We start from the raw sequence: 15,446 nt of genomic DNA, 5'->3' as shown, positions 1-15,446 counted from the left end.
TCCCTCAACGGCGGCGGTGGCTATGGATCCCTGCGTTTGCAGGGATGACAGCGCGGACTGCAGCAACGTCGAGGATCATCGTTGGCGCCCTACGCCTTCGCAGCCTTTGACGCCAGCGCGTCGGCGACCGCGGTGCGGATGTCGGCGATCGAGAACGGCTTGGTGATGACGTCGTGAGCGATCGCGCTGAGATTCGACGCCCGCTCGCGCTGATGGGCAAAGCCGGTCATCAGCAGGATGGTCAGGTCGGGAAAATCGCGTGCTGCCGACAGCGCCAGCGCGATGCCGTCCATGATGGGCATTTGGATGTCGGTCAGCAGCAGGTCGAAGGCGCCGGCCTCGCGCGTCAGGATGTCGAGCGCCTCGGCACCGTCCTGCGCCGTCACGATCTCATGTCCATCCATGGCAATGGCGCGCGCGACCAAGGTCCGCATCGAATCTTCGTCGTCGGCGATCAGCACGCGCGACATGTCGTTTCGTCTCCGTCTCGTGGGCCCCGCGGGCGACCCACGAGACCGGAACCATCATGCACTGCCGGCGGCGAGATCGCGCCGGTTGAAGAACCGTATATCGATATTGCGGCCTTCGGGAGGGGGCGAGGCGAGCCGCGACTTGAACGTCGTGCGCTCGCCGGGCTTGAGCGCGGTCTGCTCGAGCAGCGTGTTCCAGGCGTAGATCTCGGTGCCCTGCGCGTCACGGACGCTGAAGCGCAGCCGCGGCAGGTCGACCGATTTCTTCGTCAGGCTGACGATCGTCCCCTCGATCACCAGCACCGGCTTGCCGTCGACGGTTTCGGTCGCCACCTTCAGGTCCTTGAAGGTCAGGCCGCGCAGGTTCACCTCGAGCCCGACCAGCTTGTAGAACGAGGCCGTCTGCGGCAGCAGCCTGACGACGTCGGCGCGCCACACCACCAGCGCAATTGTGAGCGCCGCCATGGCGGCCGTCAGCACCGGCAGGTTCAACACCTTGTTGCCTGGGAAATCCGGCAACGTCGGGCGCCTGATGAGCTTGCGGAGACCGGCGAGGCGCGAAGCCCCGCTCTGCAACGGCTGCTCGGCATCGGCCGTGTCGTCGTCGGGCTCGGCGAGGGCATCCTCGGGCCAGCCGGCAGCCAGCGGCGGACTTTCCACGTCGGGCGTCCGTTCGTCGTCGTCTTCCTGGCGCGCGAGGGCTTCCCACTCGTCGGCCGCGTCACGGGGCGCGGCCGCCGCGCCGGCCTCCGCCATGGCAGGCATGGGGGCGGGCGCCTCGACCGCATCCTCCGGTCGCGCCAGCCAGACCTCCTTGCAACGGGAACAGCGTACGCTGCGTCCAGCCATACCCAGGGTTGCCACGTCGATGGCATAAGATGTCGTACAATGAGGGCAAACGATGAACATCGCGCCTGTTCTCCAACGGCCATTGCCGCTTTGTTTCCGACAGTTCGTGCTACAAGGACCGCCATGTCGACGAACTTCGGAACTCAATCGCGCGAATGGTACACGGCGACCGTTAACGAACCGGAAACCATAACGGGCGCTCAATCGGGCCATCGTACCGCTGAGCTTGGAGCGTGCGGGTCTGCCGCGCACGCGGTCGAACGGAGCTGACGCTTTGGTTCGGTTCGAAAATGTTGGGCTGCGCTATGGATTGGGGCCGGAGATCCTCCGCGACCTCAGTTTCCAGATTCCGGCCCATTCCTTCCAGTTCCTCACCGGCCCGTCGGGCGCGGGCAAGACCTCGCTGCTCAAGCTGTTGTTTCTATCGCTGCGGCCGACCCGCGGCCTGGTCAATCTGTTCGGCTACGACATCTCGCTGCTCAGCAAGGAGGAGATCGCCGATCTGCGCAAGCGCATCGGCATCGTGCTGCAGGACTTCCGGCTGCTCGACCACATGACGACCTATGAGAACGTGGCGCTGCCGTTTCGCGTCATGGGGCGGGATGAATCGAGCTACCGCAAGGAGGTCATCGACCTCCTGAAATGGGTCGGCCTTGGCGAGCGCATGGACGCGCTGCCGCCGATCCTGTCGGGTGGTGAGAAGCAGCGCGCGGCGATCGCGCGCGCCGTGATCTCGCGGCCGCAACTGCTGCTCGCGGACGAGCCGACCGGCAACGTCGATCCGACGCTCGGGCGCCGCCTGCTGCGGCTGTTCATCGAATTGAACCGCTCGGGGACGGCGGTCATCATCGCAACCCATGACATCACGCTGATGGACCAATACGAGGCCCGCCGGCTGGTGCTGCATCAGGGACGATTGCACATCTATGAGTAGCGTAGACGATCGCGGCCTCCTGGTCGATCTCGGCGATGACCGCCCGCAACTGCCGGCGCAGGCCCGCATCGTGTCGCCGATCGTGCCGCGCGCCTCGATCGCCGGCCGCGCGCTGGTCGCCGTGGTGGCGATCATGACCTTCCTGGCCTCGATCACGACCGGCGGCGTGCTGCTGGTCAGCGAGTCCGCGGCCGAGTGGCAGTCGGAGGTGTCGAGCGAGATCACCGTCCAGGTTCGCCCCAAGACCGGCCGGGACATCGAGCGCGACATTGCCCTGGTGACGGAGGCGATGCGGGCGCAGTCCGGAATCGTGGAGGTCCGGCCGTTCACCAAGGAGGAATCCAGCAAGCTGCTGGAGCCGTGGCTCGGCAGCGGCCTGTCGTTCGACGAGCTTCCGGTGCCGCGCGTCATCATCGCGCGCGTCCAGCCCGGCACCAGCTTCGATCTCAACGCCCTGCGCAGCCGCGTGACCCAGGTTGCGCCGACCGCCAGCGTGGATGACCACCGCGCCTGGATCGAGCGCATGCGCTCGATGACAGGCGCGACGCTTTTCGCAGGCTTCGGCATTCTGCTGCTGGTGATCGCTGCCACCATCATCTCGGTGTCGTTCGCGACCCGCGGCGCGATGGCCGCGAACCGGCCGATCGTCGAGGTGCTGCATTTCGTCGGCGCCGGCGACCGCTACATCGCCAACCACTTCCTGCGGCACTTTTTGCAGCTCGGACTGGAGGGGGGCGTGATCGGTGGCGGCCTTGCGATGCTCGGATTCGGGTTCTCGGAGTCGATCGCCAACTGGTTCTCCGGCACTCCCGTCGGCGATCAGTTCGCGGCGTTGCTGGGGACATTCTCGCTGCGCCCGCTCGGCTATGTCGCGATCGCGCTGCAGGCCGTGGTGATCGCCGCGGTGACCGGCTGGGCCGCACGCCGGACCCTGTTCACGACCCTGGCGAGCATCGACTGATGGCGGCTTCTATCCCCAGCCGTCTCGTTGCGGATTTCACTTGGCCCGAAAACCGCCTAAAATCGTCTGCGCCGGGGTGAGGCAGGACGGGGTGAGCTGGGTCACGAACACGGCGGAGCTCGCACGCCAGGATCGGCGGCGAGCGAACGTGATCGGGAGGCCGGCGAAACCTGCCTGCGTTCCCGGACTTGAACGACGGGATCGCGCGACGGCATGGCGCCGCGCGCAGGCAGGCAAGGACAAGCCAGGCGTTGCATGGAGCCGGAGACTGACCATAGCAGGCGAAAGCTGCGGCTCACCGTGGCGGTGTGGCGGACGCTCGCGGGCGCCGTGGCGACGCTCGGGGTCGGCTTCTTCGTCGCGGCGGTCGGCTTCGTCGGCTTCCTCTCGCAATTGCGGGGCGCCGAGATCCAGCCCGAGCGCAAGGCGGACGGAATCGTGGTCCTGACCGGCGGCTCGTCACGCGTATCGGACGCGGTGGAACTCCTGGCGGGAGGCTATGGCCGGCGGCTGCTGATCTCCGGTGTGCACCCGACCAACGAGGCCAGCGACATCACCCGGTCGCTGCCCGAGGCGCGATCATTCATCAACTGCTGCGTCGATCTGGATTATTCGGCGATCAATACCCGCAGCAACGCCGCGCAGACGCGGCGATGGGCGAGCGAGCGCGGCTTCAAGTCGCTGATCGTCGTGACGTCGAACTATCACATGCCGCGGGCCATCGTCGAACTGTCGCATGCGATGCCGAGCATGGATCTCATTCCCTATGCGGTCGTCGGCGAGAAATGGCGCGACGAGCCGTGGTGGACCAGCGCGCCGACGGTGCGACTTCTGCTGTCCGAATATGCCAAATATGTCGCCGCCGAGATGCGGCTGCGGCTGGCCGATCTCGGCCTCGATCTCGCGCCCGAGTTCGATCCGCCAACCGGCTCGGTGTCGCGCCGACCGACGACGGCGCAAGCCAATTGAACTGGGTTTCTGATGGTCTCGATCTTCCTGCGTTCGCTGCTGTTCAACATCCTATTCTACCCGAACTTCGTGCTCTGGGCGCTGATCGCGTTGCCGACCCTGGCTATGCCCCGCAAGGCGCTGCTGCGCGTCGCCAACTGGTGGGCGCAGAGCAACATCTTGTTGATGCGCGTCGTCTGCAACATCCGCGTCGAATATCGCGGCGTCGAGAAGATCCCGAAGGGGCCGCTGATCGTCGCCGCCAAGCATCAGTCGATGTGGGAGACGATCTCGCTGCTGCATTTCTTCGATGCGCCGTTCTTCGTTCTCAAGCGCGAGCTGCTGCGGATTCCCTTGTTCGGACAGTATCTCGTCAAGGCGGACATGATCGCGATCGACCGCAGCTCCGGCGCCCGCGCGTTGAAGCAGGTGATGCGGCGGGCGGCGGAGGAGGTGAAGCACGGCCGTCAGTTTGTGATCTTCCCGGAAGGCACCCGGCGTCCGGCGGGCGCACCGCCGGACTACAAGGGCGGCGTCGGCCTGATCTACACGGATTGCGGCGTACCCTGCCTGCCGGTGGCGCTGAATTCGGGTCTGTTTTGGCCACGCCGCACATTTCTGCGCTATCCGGGCACGCTCGTCGTGGAGTTTCTCGATCCGCTGCCGCCTGGCCTGCCGCGCGATGAGTTCATGGCGCGGATTCAGAGCGTCATCGAAGAGGCGACCGGCCGGCTCGTCGCCGCGGGGCAGGCGGAACAGGCGCAGTTGTTTGGCCGGGTGCCGGCACCGGTGAAGGCTTGAGGGCTATGTCTTGCTTGGCGCAGGATGCAGCGAGTGGCCGTCATCGTGCAGCATCGTCGCCAGCCGATGCAACTGCGCGTCGCGAAAGCCCTGCGCCTCGATCGCCTTCACGGTCGAGATCACGTAGTCGCGATTGGCGCCGGACTGGCCGTGACCCTGGCGCACATGGCGCAACTGCTCCTGTGGCGACAGCCGGCCTGCATATTGCACGTGGCCGCGATCGACCACGTAGACCAGCGCGCTCACCCGCTCGCGCGCGTCGTTTTCAAGCCAAACCGAGCGCGTCACTTCGCGATATACCGAGGTTACCTGCTCACGCGCCCGCAAATAGGCGATGGTCTCGTCGCGCTTGTCTGCTGCCACCCGGAACGCAATGCCGCGACACGCGCCGCCGCGATCGAGACCGAGCACGAGGCCCGGCTTCTCCGGCGTTCCGCGGTGGACGAACGAATACACACAGAGCGCGCGATGCTCGCCGATCAGCCGCGCCGGCACCTGCTCGAGAAAAGCGAATCCGGGCCGCCACATCAGCGAGCCGTAGCCGAAGACCCAGAGGTCGCCGTGGGGAAGGTCGCGTTCGGAGAGGGTCATTGCGGACATCAATGCGGAAGCCTAAGTGTGATGCTCGCGAATTGTTAATTTAGATACACAATCCGTGATCGCCGAATTGCCAAAATTGCTGCCCAAAGGGTGTCCTGCATGTCTCGTTTGCCGCAAGCGCGCCGCAGGCGCTCTCGTTGGGGGCTCTTCATAGCTCCCGTTCTGCTCCTGATCGCCGCTGTTGCGTGGAGCGCATTCTGGTTCTTCGCCGCTTCGCAAGTGGATGTCCAGGCCGACGCTTGGCGTGCGCGCGAAGCAAAATCGGGACGCGTCTATGACTGCGCGAAGCGCTCGGTCGCGGGCTTCCCGTTCCGGCTCGAGGTCCGCTGCACGGATCCGAGCGTGGACCTGTTCTCGCAGGCCGCCGGCACGCCTTTGATGAATGCCAAGCTCGACGAGATCCTCGTCGTCGCCCAGGTGTGGGACCCGAAGCGGCTCATCGCGGAGTTCAAGGGACCCGCGACGATTGCTGATGGGCGCGGACCGACCTCGTTCTCCGCGAACTGGCGCGTCGGCGAGGCCAGTGTCCGCGGCCTGCCAGGGCCGCCACAGCGCGCCGACCTCGTGTTCGAACAACCGACCATCGACCGCATCGAGGGCGGGACAGCCGTGCCCGCCGCGCGCGCCGATCACGTCGAGTTGCACGGCCGCTTCGCCGACGGCACGCCGTCCGACCATACGGTGCTGGAGACTGCGCTGCAGATCGAAAGCGGCAGCATCCAAGGCAGCCATCCTCTGCTTGCCGAACCGTTCAATACTGACATCCAGGCCCGCGTCACGGGTCTCAAGGACTTCCGGCCCAAACCCTGGCCGGAGCGGTTTCGCGAGATCCAGGCGGCGGGCGGTCATGTCGAGATCGTCCAGTCGCGCATCCAGCAGGGCGAGCTGCTGGCCGTTGCGTCGGGCACGCTCAGCCTGACCGCCAATGGCGGCATTGATGGCGAAGTGCAAATGACGGTGGCCGGGATCGAAAAGGTCATTCCGGCGCTCGGTCTCGACAAGATGCTCGAAAACGGCGTGCCGCAGGGGACGCTCGATCGCGTAGCGCCGGGTGTGAAGTCGCAGGACGTCAACAACCTGCTCGGTGCGCTCGACCGCGCCATTCCCGGCCTCGGCAAGGTCGTCAAGCAGAACGCCAATGTCGGCGTCGCGCTCGGCATCAATGCGCTCGGCAAGGAGGCCACCCTCGAAGGGCGCAAGGCGCGGACCTTCCCGTTGCGCTTCTCCGATGGCGTCGTCGTGCTCGGTCCGTTCAAGGTCGCCCGCGTCCCGCCGCTGTTCTGACCTCAGCTCTTCTTCAACTGCGGCAGCGGCCGGCCGAAGTCCGGCGCCGCCGAATCCTGGCCGATATCGACGATGCCGCGGCGGATCGCACGGGTGCGGGTGAAGTGATCGAACAGCGCATCGCCGTCGCCGCGGCGGATCGCCCGCGTCAGCTTGGAGAGGTCCTCGGTGAAGGTGCCGAGCATGTCGAGCACCGCATCCTTGTTGCTCAGGAAGATGTCGCGCCACATCGTCGGGTCGGAGGCGGCGATGCGGGTGAAATCGCGAAAGCCGCCGGCGGAGAACTTGATCACCTCGGATTCCGTCACCTGCGCCAGCTCGTCGGCGGTGCCGACGATGGTGTAGGCGATCAGATGCGGCAGATGGCTGGTGATCGCGAGCACGCGGTCGTGGTGATCCGGCGTCATGATCTCGACCTTGGCGCCGAGCGCCGCCCAGAACGCGCGGAGACGATCGATCGCGTCGGCATCTACACCGTCGGGTGGCGTCAGGATGCACCAGCGGTTGATGAACAGCTCGGCGAAACCAGAATCCGGTCCCGAATTCTCGGTGCCGGCGACCGGATGCGCCGGCACGAAATGAACATGCGCTGGCAGATGTGGCGCCATGTCGCGAACGATGGCGCCCTTCACGGAGCCGACGTCGGAGACGATGGCTCCGGGCTTCAGATGCGGCGCGATCTCGGCCGCGACCGGACCGCACGCGCCGACGGGAATGCAGAGGATGACGAGGTCGGCATCCTTGACCGCCTCCGCATTACTCGCCACGACGCGGTCGACGAGGCCGAGTTCGGCGACGCGCGCGCGAGTCTTCTCCGAGCGCGCGGTGGTGACGATCTCGCCGGCCACGCCCTGCAGCCGCGCCGCCCGCGCGATCGAGCCGCCGATCAGGCCGAAGCCGATCAGCGCGATGCGTTCGAACCGCCCCGCGACGCTCATTTCGCCCTCATGAATTCGCTGAGAGCCTCCACGACCAGACGATTGGCTTCCTCGGTGCCGATCGTCATGCGCAGCGCGTTCGGCAGCTTGTAGTTGGCGAGCGCGCGCAGCACGAGGCCGCGCCGGGTCAGGAATGCGTCGGCCTCGACCGCGGTCTTGCCCTTGTCGGTCGGGAAGTGGATCAGGATGAAATTGGTGACGCTCGGCGTCACCTTCAGCCCGAGCTTGCCGATCTCCTCGGTCAGCCAGTTGCGCCACGTTTCCGTGTGCGTCTTCGACATCTGCTGATGCGCGGTGTCCTCGATCGCGGCGACCGCGGCGAGCATCGCCGGCGAGGAGACGTTGAACGGCCCACGGATTCGGTTGATCGCATCGACGATGTGCGCCGGGCCGAACATCCAGCCGACGCGGAGCGCCGCGAGGCCGTGGATCTTGGAAAAGGTATGGGTGACGACCGTGTTCTCGGTCGTCGCCACCAGCTCGAGCCCGAACTCGTAGTCATTGCGCGAAACGTAGTCGGCATAGGCGGCGTCGAGCACCAGCACGACATGAGACGGCAGGCCGGCACGCAGCCGCTTGACCTCGTCGAACGGGATGTATGTGCCGGTCGGGTTGTTCGGGTTGGCGAGCCAGACCAGCTTGGTGCGCGGCGTCACCGCGGCAAGGATGGCGTCGACATCGGTGCGATACTCCGTCTCCGCGGCAACCACGTTCCTGGCGCCGCAGGTCATGGTCGCGATCGGATAGACCAGAAAGCCGTGCGCGGTGGAGATCGCCTCGTCGCCTTGGCCGAGAAAGGTGTGTGCCAGCAGATTGAGGATCTCGTCGGAGCCGGCGCCGCAGACGATGCGGTCGGGATCGAGGCCGTAGGTGCGGCCGATCGCCTCGCGCAGCACCCGGGAAGTCCCTTCCGGATAATCTTCCAGATGTGTGGCCGCGCTCTTGAACGCCTCGATCGCCCTCGGCGAGGGTCCAAACGGGGTCTCATTGGCCGACAGCTTGAAAACCTTGCGGCCAGGCTCCGGCTTGGGACTCTTGCCCGGCGTGTAGGGCGCGATGTCGAGGATGCCGGGGTTCGGCACGGGGCGGTTCATCATCAACTCCGGAAAATCGTCACTGGCGCGAGGCGTCTCAGCTCGGAACCGTATAGCGTTTCGCATGGCCGCCGACGAGGGCCGTCGAGCGGACCGAGGCGCCCGCCGCGATTAGGGCAGCCTTGATCTTGTCGAGGTTCGACGGCGCCTCGATCGACACCAGCAGCGCGGCGCCGTCGAAGGCGGTATCGGGCACCGCGACCACGTCGGCCAGCGGCGACAGCGCGCGCGACACCTGCGCATTCCAGCCGGAGACGCGGATGCTCCAGGTCTCGACCTCCAGCACGAGCGCGTCGTCGGCGACCCGCGACACCGCGAACACCGGCAGCGCCGCCGGATGGTCGGCACGCTCGATGAACGGCATCCGGGCGATGATCTTCGGCGCGCCCACGGGCTCGAGCGTGATCCACCACGGCGTATGCCCCGATGTCGTCGACACCAGCGCAAGATCGCCCTTCGAGCGCGCCACGGCTTCGACGGCGGCCTGGGCGCTGAAATGGGCGACATAAGGCACCACGAAGCCGAAATGGAACCTGGCGGAATCGCGCATCGCGGATTCGCCGACCGACACGTCGGCGTGAACCGAGAACGGCGCCTGCACGTAAGTGAACGTCGAGACGATCACGCGCCAGATGCCCTCGACGGTGTCGAGCGGCAGGATGCCGCGATGGCGCTGCACCAGGCGCCGCATCATGTCGGCCTCTCGCGCCGGCCGGAATGCCGAGCCGACCTCCTGGGTCTTCTTGACCTTGATCAGCCGGTCGATGATGTCGGCCCTGTTCATCAGGAGCTGATGGACCTGCTCGTCGATCGCGTCGATCTCCTTGCGCAAATCGGCAAGCGAAGGCGGGGCAGGCGGCGGGTTGGACATGGGCTGGTCACTCTTCGCAGGCCACCGGTTAACGTGCGGCCGACTGGAACGGATGTCGTTCTCTCCGATGCGGGAGACGCGCGCAACAGCAAGTTTACCTTGTGCCGTCTAGGCTTGGCTGGTTTGCAGCCGTGGGGCGCCCGATCGGCGGTCAACCCCAGCTTGCCTTGACGCGGAGCGCCCGCGGGACTAGTTTCTGCCTGTTCCGTGGTCATTTGAGCCGGCCGGCTTGCAGCCACGTTAAAAAACTCGCTAAACAGGCCGGGGACGTTATCGATCCCGGCCGAACCCCAGTTCAGGCCGGGTTTTTCATGGCCTGATATGTCACGTGGTTCGGGAGCCCTTGCCGGATGGCCGGGGTGAGAGACATGACAGGCCTGACGCCGAAACCCACCTCCGCGCTGCGCACGATTGCGCCCGAAGAGCGCTCGCACGAGGTCGATCATCCGAGCTCGCTGGTCGCGCAGTTCGGCGCTGACAAGCCGCTCAGGCTCGATTGCGGCGTCGACCTGTCGCCGTTCCAGATCGCCTACCAGACCTATGGCGAACTCAACGCCGACAGGTCCAACGCGGTCCTGGTCTGCCACGCCCTGACCGGCGACCAGCACGTCGCCAACCGCCATCCCGTCACCGGCAAGCCCGGCTGGTGGGAGACGCTGGTCGGCCCTGGCCGCCCGCTCGACCCGAGCCGTTATTTCATCATCTGCTCGAACGTGATCGGCGGCTGCATGGGCTCGACCGGCCCGGCCTCGCTGAATCCCGCCACCGGCAAGGTGTGGGGGCTCGATTTCCCGATCATCACCATCCCCGACATGGTGCGCGCGCAGGCGATGCTGATCGATCATCTCGGCATCGACACGTTGTTCGCCGTGGTTGGCGGCTCGATGGGCGGCATGCAGGCGCTGCAATGGACAGTGGCCTATCCCACCCGCGTGTTCGCGAATCTCGCGATCGCCTGCGCCACCCGGCACTCGGCGCAGAACATCGCCTTCCACGAGCTCGGCCGCCAGGCCGTGATGGCCGATCCCGACTGGGACCACGGCCGCTACGGCGACAAGGGCACTCATCCGCATCGCGGCCTCGCGGTGGCACGGATGGCCGCGCATATCACTTATCTGTCGGATGCCGCCCTGCATCGCAAGTTCGGCCGCCGCATGCAGGACCGCGAACTGCCGACGTTCTCGTTCGACGCCGATTTCCAGGTCGAGAGCTATCTGCGCTATCAGGGCTCGTCCTTCGTCGAGCGCTTCGACGCCAACTCCTATCTCTATCTGACGCGGGCGATGGACTATTTCGACATCGCCGCCGATCATGACGGCGTGCTGGCGGCGGCGTTCCGCGGCATCCAGACCCGCTTCTGCGTGGTGTCCTTCACCAGCGACTGGCTGTTTCCGACCGCGGAATCGCGGGCGCTGGTGCATGCGCTCAATGCCTCCAGCGCGCGGGTGTCGTTCGCGGAGATCGAGACCGACAAGGGGCACGACGCGTTCCTGCTCGACGTCCCCGAGTTCTTCGAGATCGCCAGCGCCTTTCTCGATTCCGCCGGCAAGGCGCGCGGCCTCAACGCCGCGAACGGAGGCTGAGCCATGAGCATGCAGGGCGTGTTGCCGCTGAACGGCTTTTCCGGCGGCGAGGTGCTGGCCTATCGGCCGGATCATCTGCTGGTCGCCGGCATGGTCGAGCGCGACTCCAAGGTGCTCGACATCGGCTGCGGCGACGGCGATCTCTTGCAGCTGCTGGAGAGCCGCGGCATCGACGGCCGCGGCATCGAGCTGTCGCGCGAGGGCGTCAATCATTGCGTCGCCAAGGGGCTCGCGGTGGTGCAGGGCGACGCCGACACCGATCTTGTCGACTATCCCGACGATGCGTTCGACTATGTGATCCTGTCGCAGACCTTGCAGGCGACGCGGCAGCCCAAGGTCGTGCTGGAGAATCTGCTGCGCATCGGCCGTCGCGCCATCGTCACCTTTCCGAATTTCGGCTTCTGGCGGCTGCGCCTGCAACTGCTCGTCGGCGGCCACATGCCGCGAACCGACAATCTGCCCTTCACCTGGTACGACACGCCGAACATCCATTTCTGCACCATCAAGGACTTCGTGCAGCTCTGCAATGAGATCGGCGTCAAGATGGAGCGCGCCGTCGCGCTTGATAGTTACGGCCGTCCCTTGCGCGTCGCGATGCCCTGGTGGTTCTGGAACATGTTCGGCGAGCAGGGCGTGTTCCTGCTGAGCAGGGCGGAGAAGGGAAGGTAGGGCAGGGGGCGACCGTTCCCAGGGGGCCTATCGACGTTTGTGTTTCCGCTCTCTCCACGTCATGGCCGGGCTCGTCCCGGCCATCCACGTCTTGCAGTATGGCGCCATGGCGGGCGGCTACGTGTATTTCATGACCAATCGTCCCCATGGCACGCTCTACATCGGTGTGACCAGCGATCTCGTGCAGCGCGTCTATCAGCATCGATGCGGCTTCGTTGATAGCTTCACCAAGCGATATGGCTTGAAGCGCCTCGTGTATTTCGAGGTTTACGATGATATTCAGAGCGCGATCCAGCGCGAGCACAATATCAAGCATTGGTCGCGTGCCTGGAAGGTGGGACTGATCATTGCGAGCAATCCTGACTGGAATGATCTCTTCGAGACGATCGCAAGCTAGACCGTGCACGAGGAGCAACATGGATGGCCGGGACAAGCCCGGCCATGACGAGCTTGGGGGGCGATCTTCACTTTTCAAAGAGCGGGTGGAAGCTGAGACATGACCCGGCGTCCTCGCGGCGCATCTGCGCCCGAGCTATGCGTCATGCATCGCCTCCGATAACGAAGAGGCGCAGGGAAGGCCGGATGCTGGCCGCACCCATGGCCCGCCTGCGGAAAAAATGCAGGCGGCAGGAACCACAGGTACGAGCCGGAACACCCGGCCTTCCCTGCGCGATGGTTGAACGGCTGCTTCGCGTTCTCCCCGGTGCGCCGGGCTTTCTGGCCACCGTCGTCCGCGTGATGCAGAACACCACAACAAACTTGGCATCAGCGTCGGGATGCCAGGACCGCGCGACTTGACCGTGCGTGCCGGAATTGCTCGTCCGCGCGAGGCAAGCCCCACGCGCAATCCGACACGCCCATCGCATCCCACACTCAGCGCTCGTGACGACCGCGATACGCCCCTCTTGCTGCGAGGCGGGACGCGCGGAAATCTGCGCCTGATTTGCCCGACGGCGCAAGTGCCAAACGTGCGACGAACTAACACGACGGGCAATTCGCGCATGACGCTCATGCGCAAACTGCCCGTCGTACAACGTCTGATGCCGTTCCTACGGCTTGCCCGTGATCTACAGCAAGCCGACCTTGTGCATGATGTCGCGGATTTGCGCCGGACTGGGATCACCGACCGCCGGGCTGGACCACTCGCCGGTGGTCGTTGCCGGGCCCCGGGCAACCGAACCGGATCCGTTGAGCTTGCCATTGGGCGCCTGCGGCGCCAGCGTCGGAGACGTCGCGGCGTTCGGCGCGCCGCGCGCCAGTCCCAACAGGCGACGGAGCACGTCGAGCGAGGGATCGGCCGCGGGCGCGGAGGCCACGCTCGCCTCCAGGCCGAGGGCGCGCATCGCATTCGGCAGCCCGGCTCCTGCACGATTGGGATCGCCGAATTGCAGCGGCGTCGATGTCTCCTTCAGGATCTGGAACAGCCGCTCCACACGCCGCGCGTCGCGCGTCGCGAACGGACCCTTGAAGTCGGGATGATGCGCCAGCACCAGCGCGGCGAGGCCGGTGACGTGCGGCGTCGCCATCGAGGTGCCGTCCCAGGCGCCGAAGCCATCGGCCGGCAGCGAGGACACGATGCCGACGCCCGGCGCGCAGACGTCGATCTCCGGCCCGAAGCAGCTGAACTTGGCCGGAAAATATCCGTCGCTGCTGCGGAAGCCGTCCAGCGCCTGCTGGGCGTGGAAGCTGTCCTCGGGAAACTCGCCCCATTTGCCCATCGCGGCGACCGACAGGCAATGCGGCGTCGAGCCGGGAAACTGGACCGGCCCCGACGAATTTCCCGCGGCGACGATACAGGCGAGGCCCATCTGTTTGGCCCGCAGGATCCGCTCCTCGATGATCTGCGACGGCTCGCCGCCGCCCAGGCTCATGTTGGCGACGTCGATGCCGTTCTCCATGCAGTAGTCGAGCGCCGAGACGAGATCGCTGAACCGGCCCCCCGGGAAGATCCGGCAGACATGGATTTCGGCCGCCGGAGCGAAGCCGCGAATGCCTCCGCCGCTGCCGACAGGCCCGCCGGCGATGATCCCGGCGCAATGCGAGCCGTGGCCAATCGTATCGATGGTCCAGCTCGCGGGATCATTGCCGACGATGCTCTTGCCGATCGTGACGCCGTGCAGATTGCGATGGGTTGGTGCTGCGCCGGAATCGATCACCGCGATCTTCACGCCTGCGCCATTGTAGGCGAGGGGAACGCGGTCGAGGCCCATCGCGCGCTGGCCCCATCCCAGCAATTGCTGCCCGGGAAAGCCGCGCAGGTAGGCGCCCAGCGTCTTCGCGGCGATGCGGTTCACGCTGTCGGGGGTCAGTTGCGGACGATCGAGCCAGAAGGTCCAGTAATCGACCCGCGGCTTGATCAGGATCGAGCGGATGGTGTCGGGCGTCTCGCCCTGAATCTTGAGCGTGACGCGGCCGCTGGCGTCGGTGACGCCCTGAACCGGCCATACGCTGCCGAACACGTACACTTCCACCTCCGGCAGCGGGCCGCTCTCGCCGACCACTTCGATCGTCGTCGAGAACCCGTCGGCCAAGGGAATGAGAACGCCGGGATTGGGAAGCTGGTGCGGCGCCGGCACCTGCGGGACGGTCGGATCGAGCATGTAGGTGAGCGGCGCATCGCGCTCGACCGCGAGCCGTGCGCCGGCCTGGGCCTTCAGCAATTCGGCCTTGTCGGGCGCCATGCGGGCCAGCACCATCGGGCCGAGCGGGGCTTGCCCCGGGTCGGCGCTCTGGAATCCGAGCAGGCGCGGCGGCTGGATGGTCTTCACCACGTCGATGTCCGGAGTGTTTGTCAGTTGCTGGACGATGAAGTCGGCGCTGAAGGTCGCAAGCCCCGTCTGCTGGCGCGGGGCCAGGATGTACTGCGCCCGTCGCTGCGAGATCGTTGCGACGGGTTGGTCCGCTGCCGGCGGCGCCTTGCCGCCGTCCTTGCCGCCGTCGCTTCGGCCCGTGCCTTGCGCGGCAGGGGCTGCAGCGGCGGCTACCGGCGTTGCCGCCCGCGGTGCGGCAACGGCCTCGGCTGGTGGCTGCCCCGCTCCGGGCCGTGCTCCGGTGCCGTTGACGGCCGTGCCGGCCGCATCCTTCGGATCCGAGATTTCAGGTTTGCTTCGTGCGGCCATTTGCGGGCTCCTTCATCCTCGCTCGTGACATCGTCGGGGGGCGCGGCTGAAGTCAGCCGGCGCCAAAGGGTTTCAGCGGAGCATTCGGCTCCACCACGATCGTGCTGAAAGTCGATCGGAGGCGGTCGGCCTGGCTCTTCGTCATCGACAGGATGACGACGTCGGGCGCGACCTGACCGACGCGTTTCACGCCGGGCTCGCGGCTCAAATGATCAGCAAGCTGGCCGGACTTGACCGGCTCGCCTTGCACGATGAATTCCTGCTCTGAGTTCGGATCCGCCATGCGTCGCTCCCTCCATGTCAGGTCGGCGGTGGGCGGACTGTT

At 66.2% G+C, this 15,446-nt stretch carries 16 protein-coding genes and 1 riboswitch; of the genes, 8 read left to right on the top strand and 8 right to left on the bottom strand.

Features of this window, described 5'->3' with window-relative positions; genetic code table 11:
* Positions 1 to 89 precede the first annotated feature (89 nt).
* Both QX073_RS30525 and QX073_RS30520 read right to left on the bottom strand, forming a co-directional pair.
* On the bottom strand, positions 90 to 470 hold the full coding sequence (locus QX073_RS30525; protein WP_315718112.1) for a response regulator: 381 nt from the start codon (positions 468 to 470) through the stop codon (positions 90 to 92).
* A 54-nt stretch (positions 471 to 524) separates the two neighbouring features.
* Positions 525 to 1,379, bottom strand: a complete 855-nt coding sequence (locus QX073_RS30520) for an MJ0042-type zinc finger domain-containing protein (RefSeq protein ID WP_316187402.1) — start codon at positions 1,377 to 1,379, stop codon at positions 525 to 527.
* 214 nt (positions 1,380 to 1,593) lie between these two features.
* Here QX073_RS30520 and ftsE point away from each other — a divergent pair, with 214 nt between their 5' ends.
* The 4 genes from ftsE to QX073_RS30500 all read left to right on the top strand — a co-directional run bounded on the left by ftsE (position 1,594) and on the right by QX073_RS30500 (position 4,963).
* Positions 1,594 to 2,253, top strand: coding sequence for a cell division ATP-binding protein FtsE (gene ftsE, locus QX073_RS30515; protein WP_006615648.1), 660 nt, complete (start codon positions 1,594 to 1,596; stop codon positions 2,251 to 2,253).
* Positions 2,246 to 3,214, top strand: coding sequence for an ABC transporter permease (locus QX073_RS30510; protein WP_315826642.1), 969 nt, complete (start codon positions 2,246 to 2,248; stop codon positions 3,212 to 3,214). Before ftsE ends, QX073_RS30510 begins: the two co-directional genes overlap by 8 nt.
* 255 nt (positions 3,215 to 3,469) lie before the next feature.
* The gene (locus QX073_RS30505) at positions 3,470 to 4,183 is read left to right on the top strand and encodes a YdcF family protein (protein WP_316226853.1); all 714 of its coding nucleotides are present in this window, start codon (positions 3,470 to 3,472) and stop codon (positions 4,181 to 4,183) included.
* 12 nt (positions 4,184 to 4,195) lie between these two features.
* Complete coding sequence (locus QX073_RS30500) at positions 4,196 to 4,963, top strand: lysophospholipid acyltransferase family protein (RefSeq protein ID WP_315718107.1); 768 nt, start codon at positions 4,196 to 4,198, stop codon at positions 4,961 to 4,963.
* A gap of 3 nt (positions 4,964 to 4,966) precedes the next feature.
* On the opposite strand, the gene QX073_RS30495 is transcribed toward QX073_RS30500, so the two are convergent.
* Positions 4,967 to 5,563 carry a gamma-glutamylcyclotransferase gene (locus QX073_RS30495; RefSeq protein ID WP_409977989.1) on the bottom strand — a complete coding sequence of 199 codons (597 nt, stop codon included), beginning with the start codon at positions 5,561 to 5,563 and terminating at the stop codon, positions 4,967 to 4,969.
* A gap of 99 nt (positions 5,564 to 5,662) precedes the next feature.
* Between QX073_RS30495 and QX073_RS30490 the strand changes: the two genes are divergently transcribed.
* Positions 5,663 to 6,847, top strand: coding sequence for a DUF2125 domain-containing protein (locus QX073_RS30490; RefSeq protein ID WP_316226852.1), 1,185 nt, complete (start codon positions 5,663 to 5,665; stop codon positions 6,845 to 6,847).
* Positions 6,848 to 6,849: 2 nt separating this feature from the next.
* Here QX073_RS30490 and QX073_RS30485 read toward each other — a convergent pair whose 3' ends face one another.
* From QX073_RS30485 to QX073_RS30475, 3 genes are read right to left on the bottom strand one after another with little or no spacing between them, the layout of a single operon-like run.
* Entirely contained in the window at positions 6,850 to 7,785 is a 936-nt protein-coding gene (locus QX073_RS30485) for a prephenate/arogenate dehydrogenase family protein (RefSeq protein ID WP_315753824.1), read from the bottom strand.
* Complete coding sequence (gene hisC, locus QX073_RS30480) at positions 7,782 to 8,879, bottom strand: histidinol-phosphate transaminase (protein ID WP_316226851.1); 1,098 nt, start codon at positions 8,877 to 8,879, stop codon at positions 7,782 to 7,784. The genes QX073_RS30485 and hisC overlap by 4 nt, the downstream gene beginning before the upstream one ends.
* Before the next feature lie 37 nt (positions 8,880 to 8,916).
* The gene (locus QX073_RS30475) at positions 8,917 to 9,750 is read right to left on the bottom strand and encodes a chorismate mutase (RefSeq protein WP_315718102.1); all 834 of its coding nucleotides are present in this window, start codon (positions 9,748 to 9,750) and stop codon (positions 8,917 to 8,919) included.
* Between the two features lie 197 nt (positions 9,751 to 9,947).
* Positions 9,948 to 10,027: riboswitch (SAM riboswitch) on the top strand.
* 91 nt (positions 10,028 to 10,118) lie between these two features.
* Between QX073_RS30475 and QX073_RS30470 the strand changes: the two genes are divergently transcribed.
* From QX073_RS30470 to QX073_RS30460, 3 genes are all read left to right on the top strand, one after another.
* Positions 10,119 to 11,333, top strand: a complete 1,215-nt coding sequence (locus tag QX073_RS30470; RefSeq protein ID WP_315718101.1) for a homoserine O-acetyltransferase — start codon at positions 10,119 to 10,121, stop codon at positions 11,331 to 11,333.
* Between the two features lie 3 nt (positions 11,334 to 11,336).
* Positions 11,337 to 12,002 (top strand): methionine biosynthesis protein MetW, encoded by a 666-nt coding sequence (metW, locus tag QX073_RS30465; protein WP_316226850.1) that lies wholly within the window; start codon positions 11,337 to 11,339, stop codon positions 12,000 to 12,002.
* Positions 12,003 to 12,063: 61 nt separating this feature from the next.
* Positions 12,064 to 12,399 (top strand): GIY-YIG nuclease family protein, encoded by a 336-nt coding sequence (locus QX073_RS30460; RefSeq protein WP_316226849.1) that lies wholly within the window; start codon positions 12,064 to 12,066, stop codon positions 12,397 to 12,399.
* A gap of 670 nt (positions 12,400 to 13,069) precedes the next feature.
* Here the strand turns inward: QX073_RS30460 and QX073_RS30455 are convergent.
* Together QX073_RS30455 and QX073_RS30450 are read right to left on the bottom strand one after the other, a co-directional pair.
* Positions 13,070 to 15,121, bottom strand: a complete 2,052-nt coding sequence (locus QX073_RS30455; RefSeq protein ID WP_316195501.1) for a S8 family serine peptidase — start codon at positions 15,119 to 15,121, stop codon at positions 13,070 to 13,072.
* A 52-nt stretch (positions 15,122 to 15,173) separates the two neighbouring features.
* On the bottom strand, positions 15,174 to 15,404 hold the full coding sequence (locus tag QX073_RS30450; RefSeq protein ID WP_315718098.1) for a hypothetical protein: 231 nt from the start codon (positions 15,402 to 15,404) through the stop codon (positions 15,174 to 15,176).
* Between the last annotated feature and the right edge of the window lie 42 nt (positions 15,405 to 15,446).

This window comes from Bradyrhizobium sp. SZCCHNS3052, assembly GCF_032484495.1.
Classification (GTDB): Bacteria; Pseudomonadota; Alphaproteobacteria; order Rhizobiales; family Xanthobacteraceae; genus Bradyrhizobium.
Note: the sequence above shows the minus strand (reverse complement) of the source record. Positions and strands in the feature narration are given on the sequence as shown.

Bases quoted from the DNA above. Each gene is read 5' to 3' on its own strand.
- QX073_RS30495 (WP_409977989.1), bottom strand. From the start codon at position 5,563: ATGTCCGCAATGACCCTCTCCGAACGCGACCTTCCCCACGGCGACCTC.
- QX073_RS30455 (WP_316195501.1), bottom strand. From the start codon at position 15,121: ATGGCCGCACGAAGCAAACCTGAAATCTCGGATCCGAAGGATGCGGCC.
- QX073_RS30485 (WP_315753824.1), bottom strand. From the start codon at position 7,785: ATGAGCGTCGCGGGGCGGTTCGAACGCATCGCGCTGATCGGCTTCGGC.
- QX073_RS30520 (WP_316187402.1), bottom strand. From the start codon at position 1,379: ATGTTCATCGTTTGCCCTCATTGTACGACATCTTATGCCATCGACGTG.
- QX073_RS30505 (WP_316226853.1), top strand. From the start codon at position 3,470: ATGGAGCCGGAGACTGACCATAGCAGGCGAAAGCTGCGGCTCACCGTG.
- QX073_RS30450 (WP_315718098.1), bottom strand. From the start codon at position 15,404: ATGGCGGATCCGAACTCAGAGCAGGAATTCATCGTGCAAGGCGAGCCG.
- QX073_RS30460 (WP_316226849.1), top strand. From the start codon at position 12,064: ATGGCCGGGCTCGTCCCGGCCATCCACGTCTTGCAGTATGGCGCCATG.
- hisC (WP_316226851.1), bottom strand. From the start codon at position 8,879: ATGAACCGCCCCGTGCCGAACCCCGGCATCCTCGACATCGCGCCCTAC.
- QX073_RS30500 (WP_315718107.1), top strand. From the start codon at position 4,196: ATGGTCTCGATCTTCCTGCGTTCGCTGCTGTTCAACATCCTATTCTAC.
- QX073_RS30525 (WP_315718112.1), bottom strand. From the start codon at position 470: ATGTCGCGCGTGCTGATCGCCGACGACGAAGATTCGATGCGGACCTTG.
- metW (WP_316226850.1), top strand. From the start codon at position 11,337: ATGAGCATGCAGGGCGTGTTGCCGCTGAACGGCTTTTCCGGCGGCGAG.
- QX073_RS30470 (WP_315718101.1), top strand. From the start codon at position 10,119: ATGACAGGCCTGACGCCGAAACCCACCTCCGCGCTGCGCACGATTGCG.
- QX073_RS30475 (WP_315718102.1), bottom strand. From the start codon at position 9,750: ATGTCCAACCCGCCGCCTGCCCCGCCTTCGCTTGCCGATTTGCGCAAG.
- QX073_RS30510 (WP_315826642.1), top strand. From the start codon at position 2,246: ATGAGTAGCGTAGACGATCGCGGCCTCCTGGTCGATCTCGGCGATGAC.
- QX073_RS30490 (WP_316226852.1), top strand. From the start codon at position 5,663: ATGTCTCGTTTGCCGCAAGCGCGCCGCAGGCGCTCTCGTTGGGGGCTC.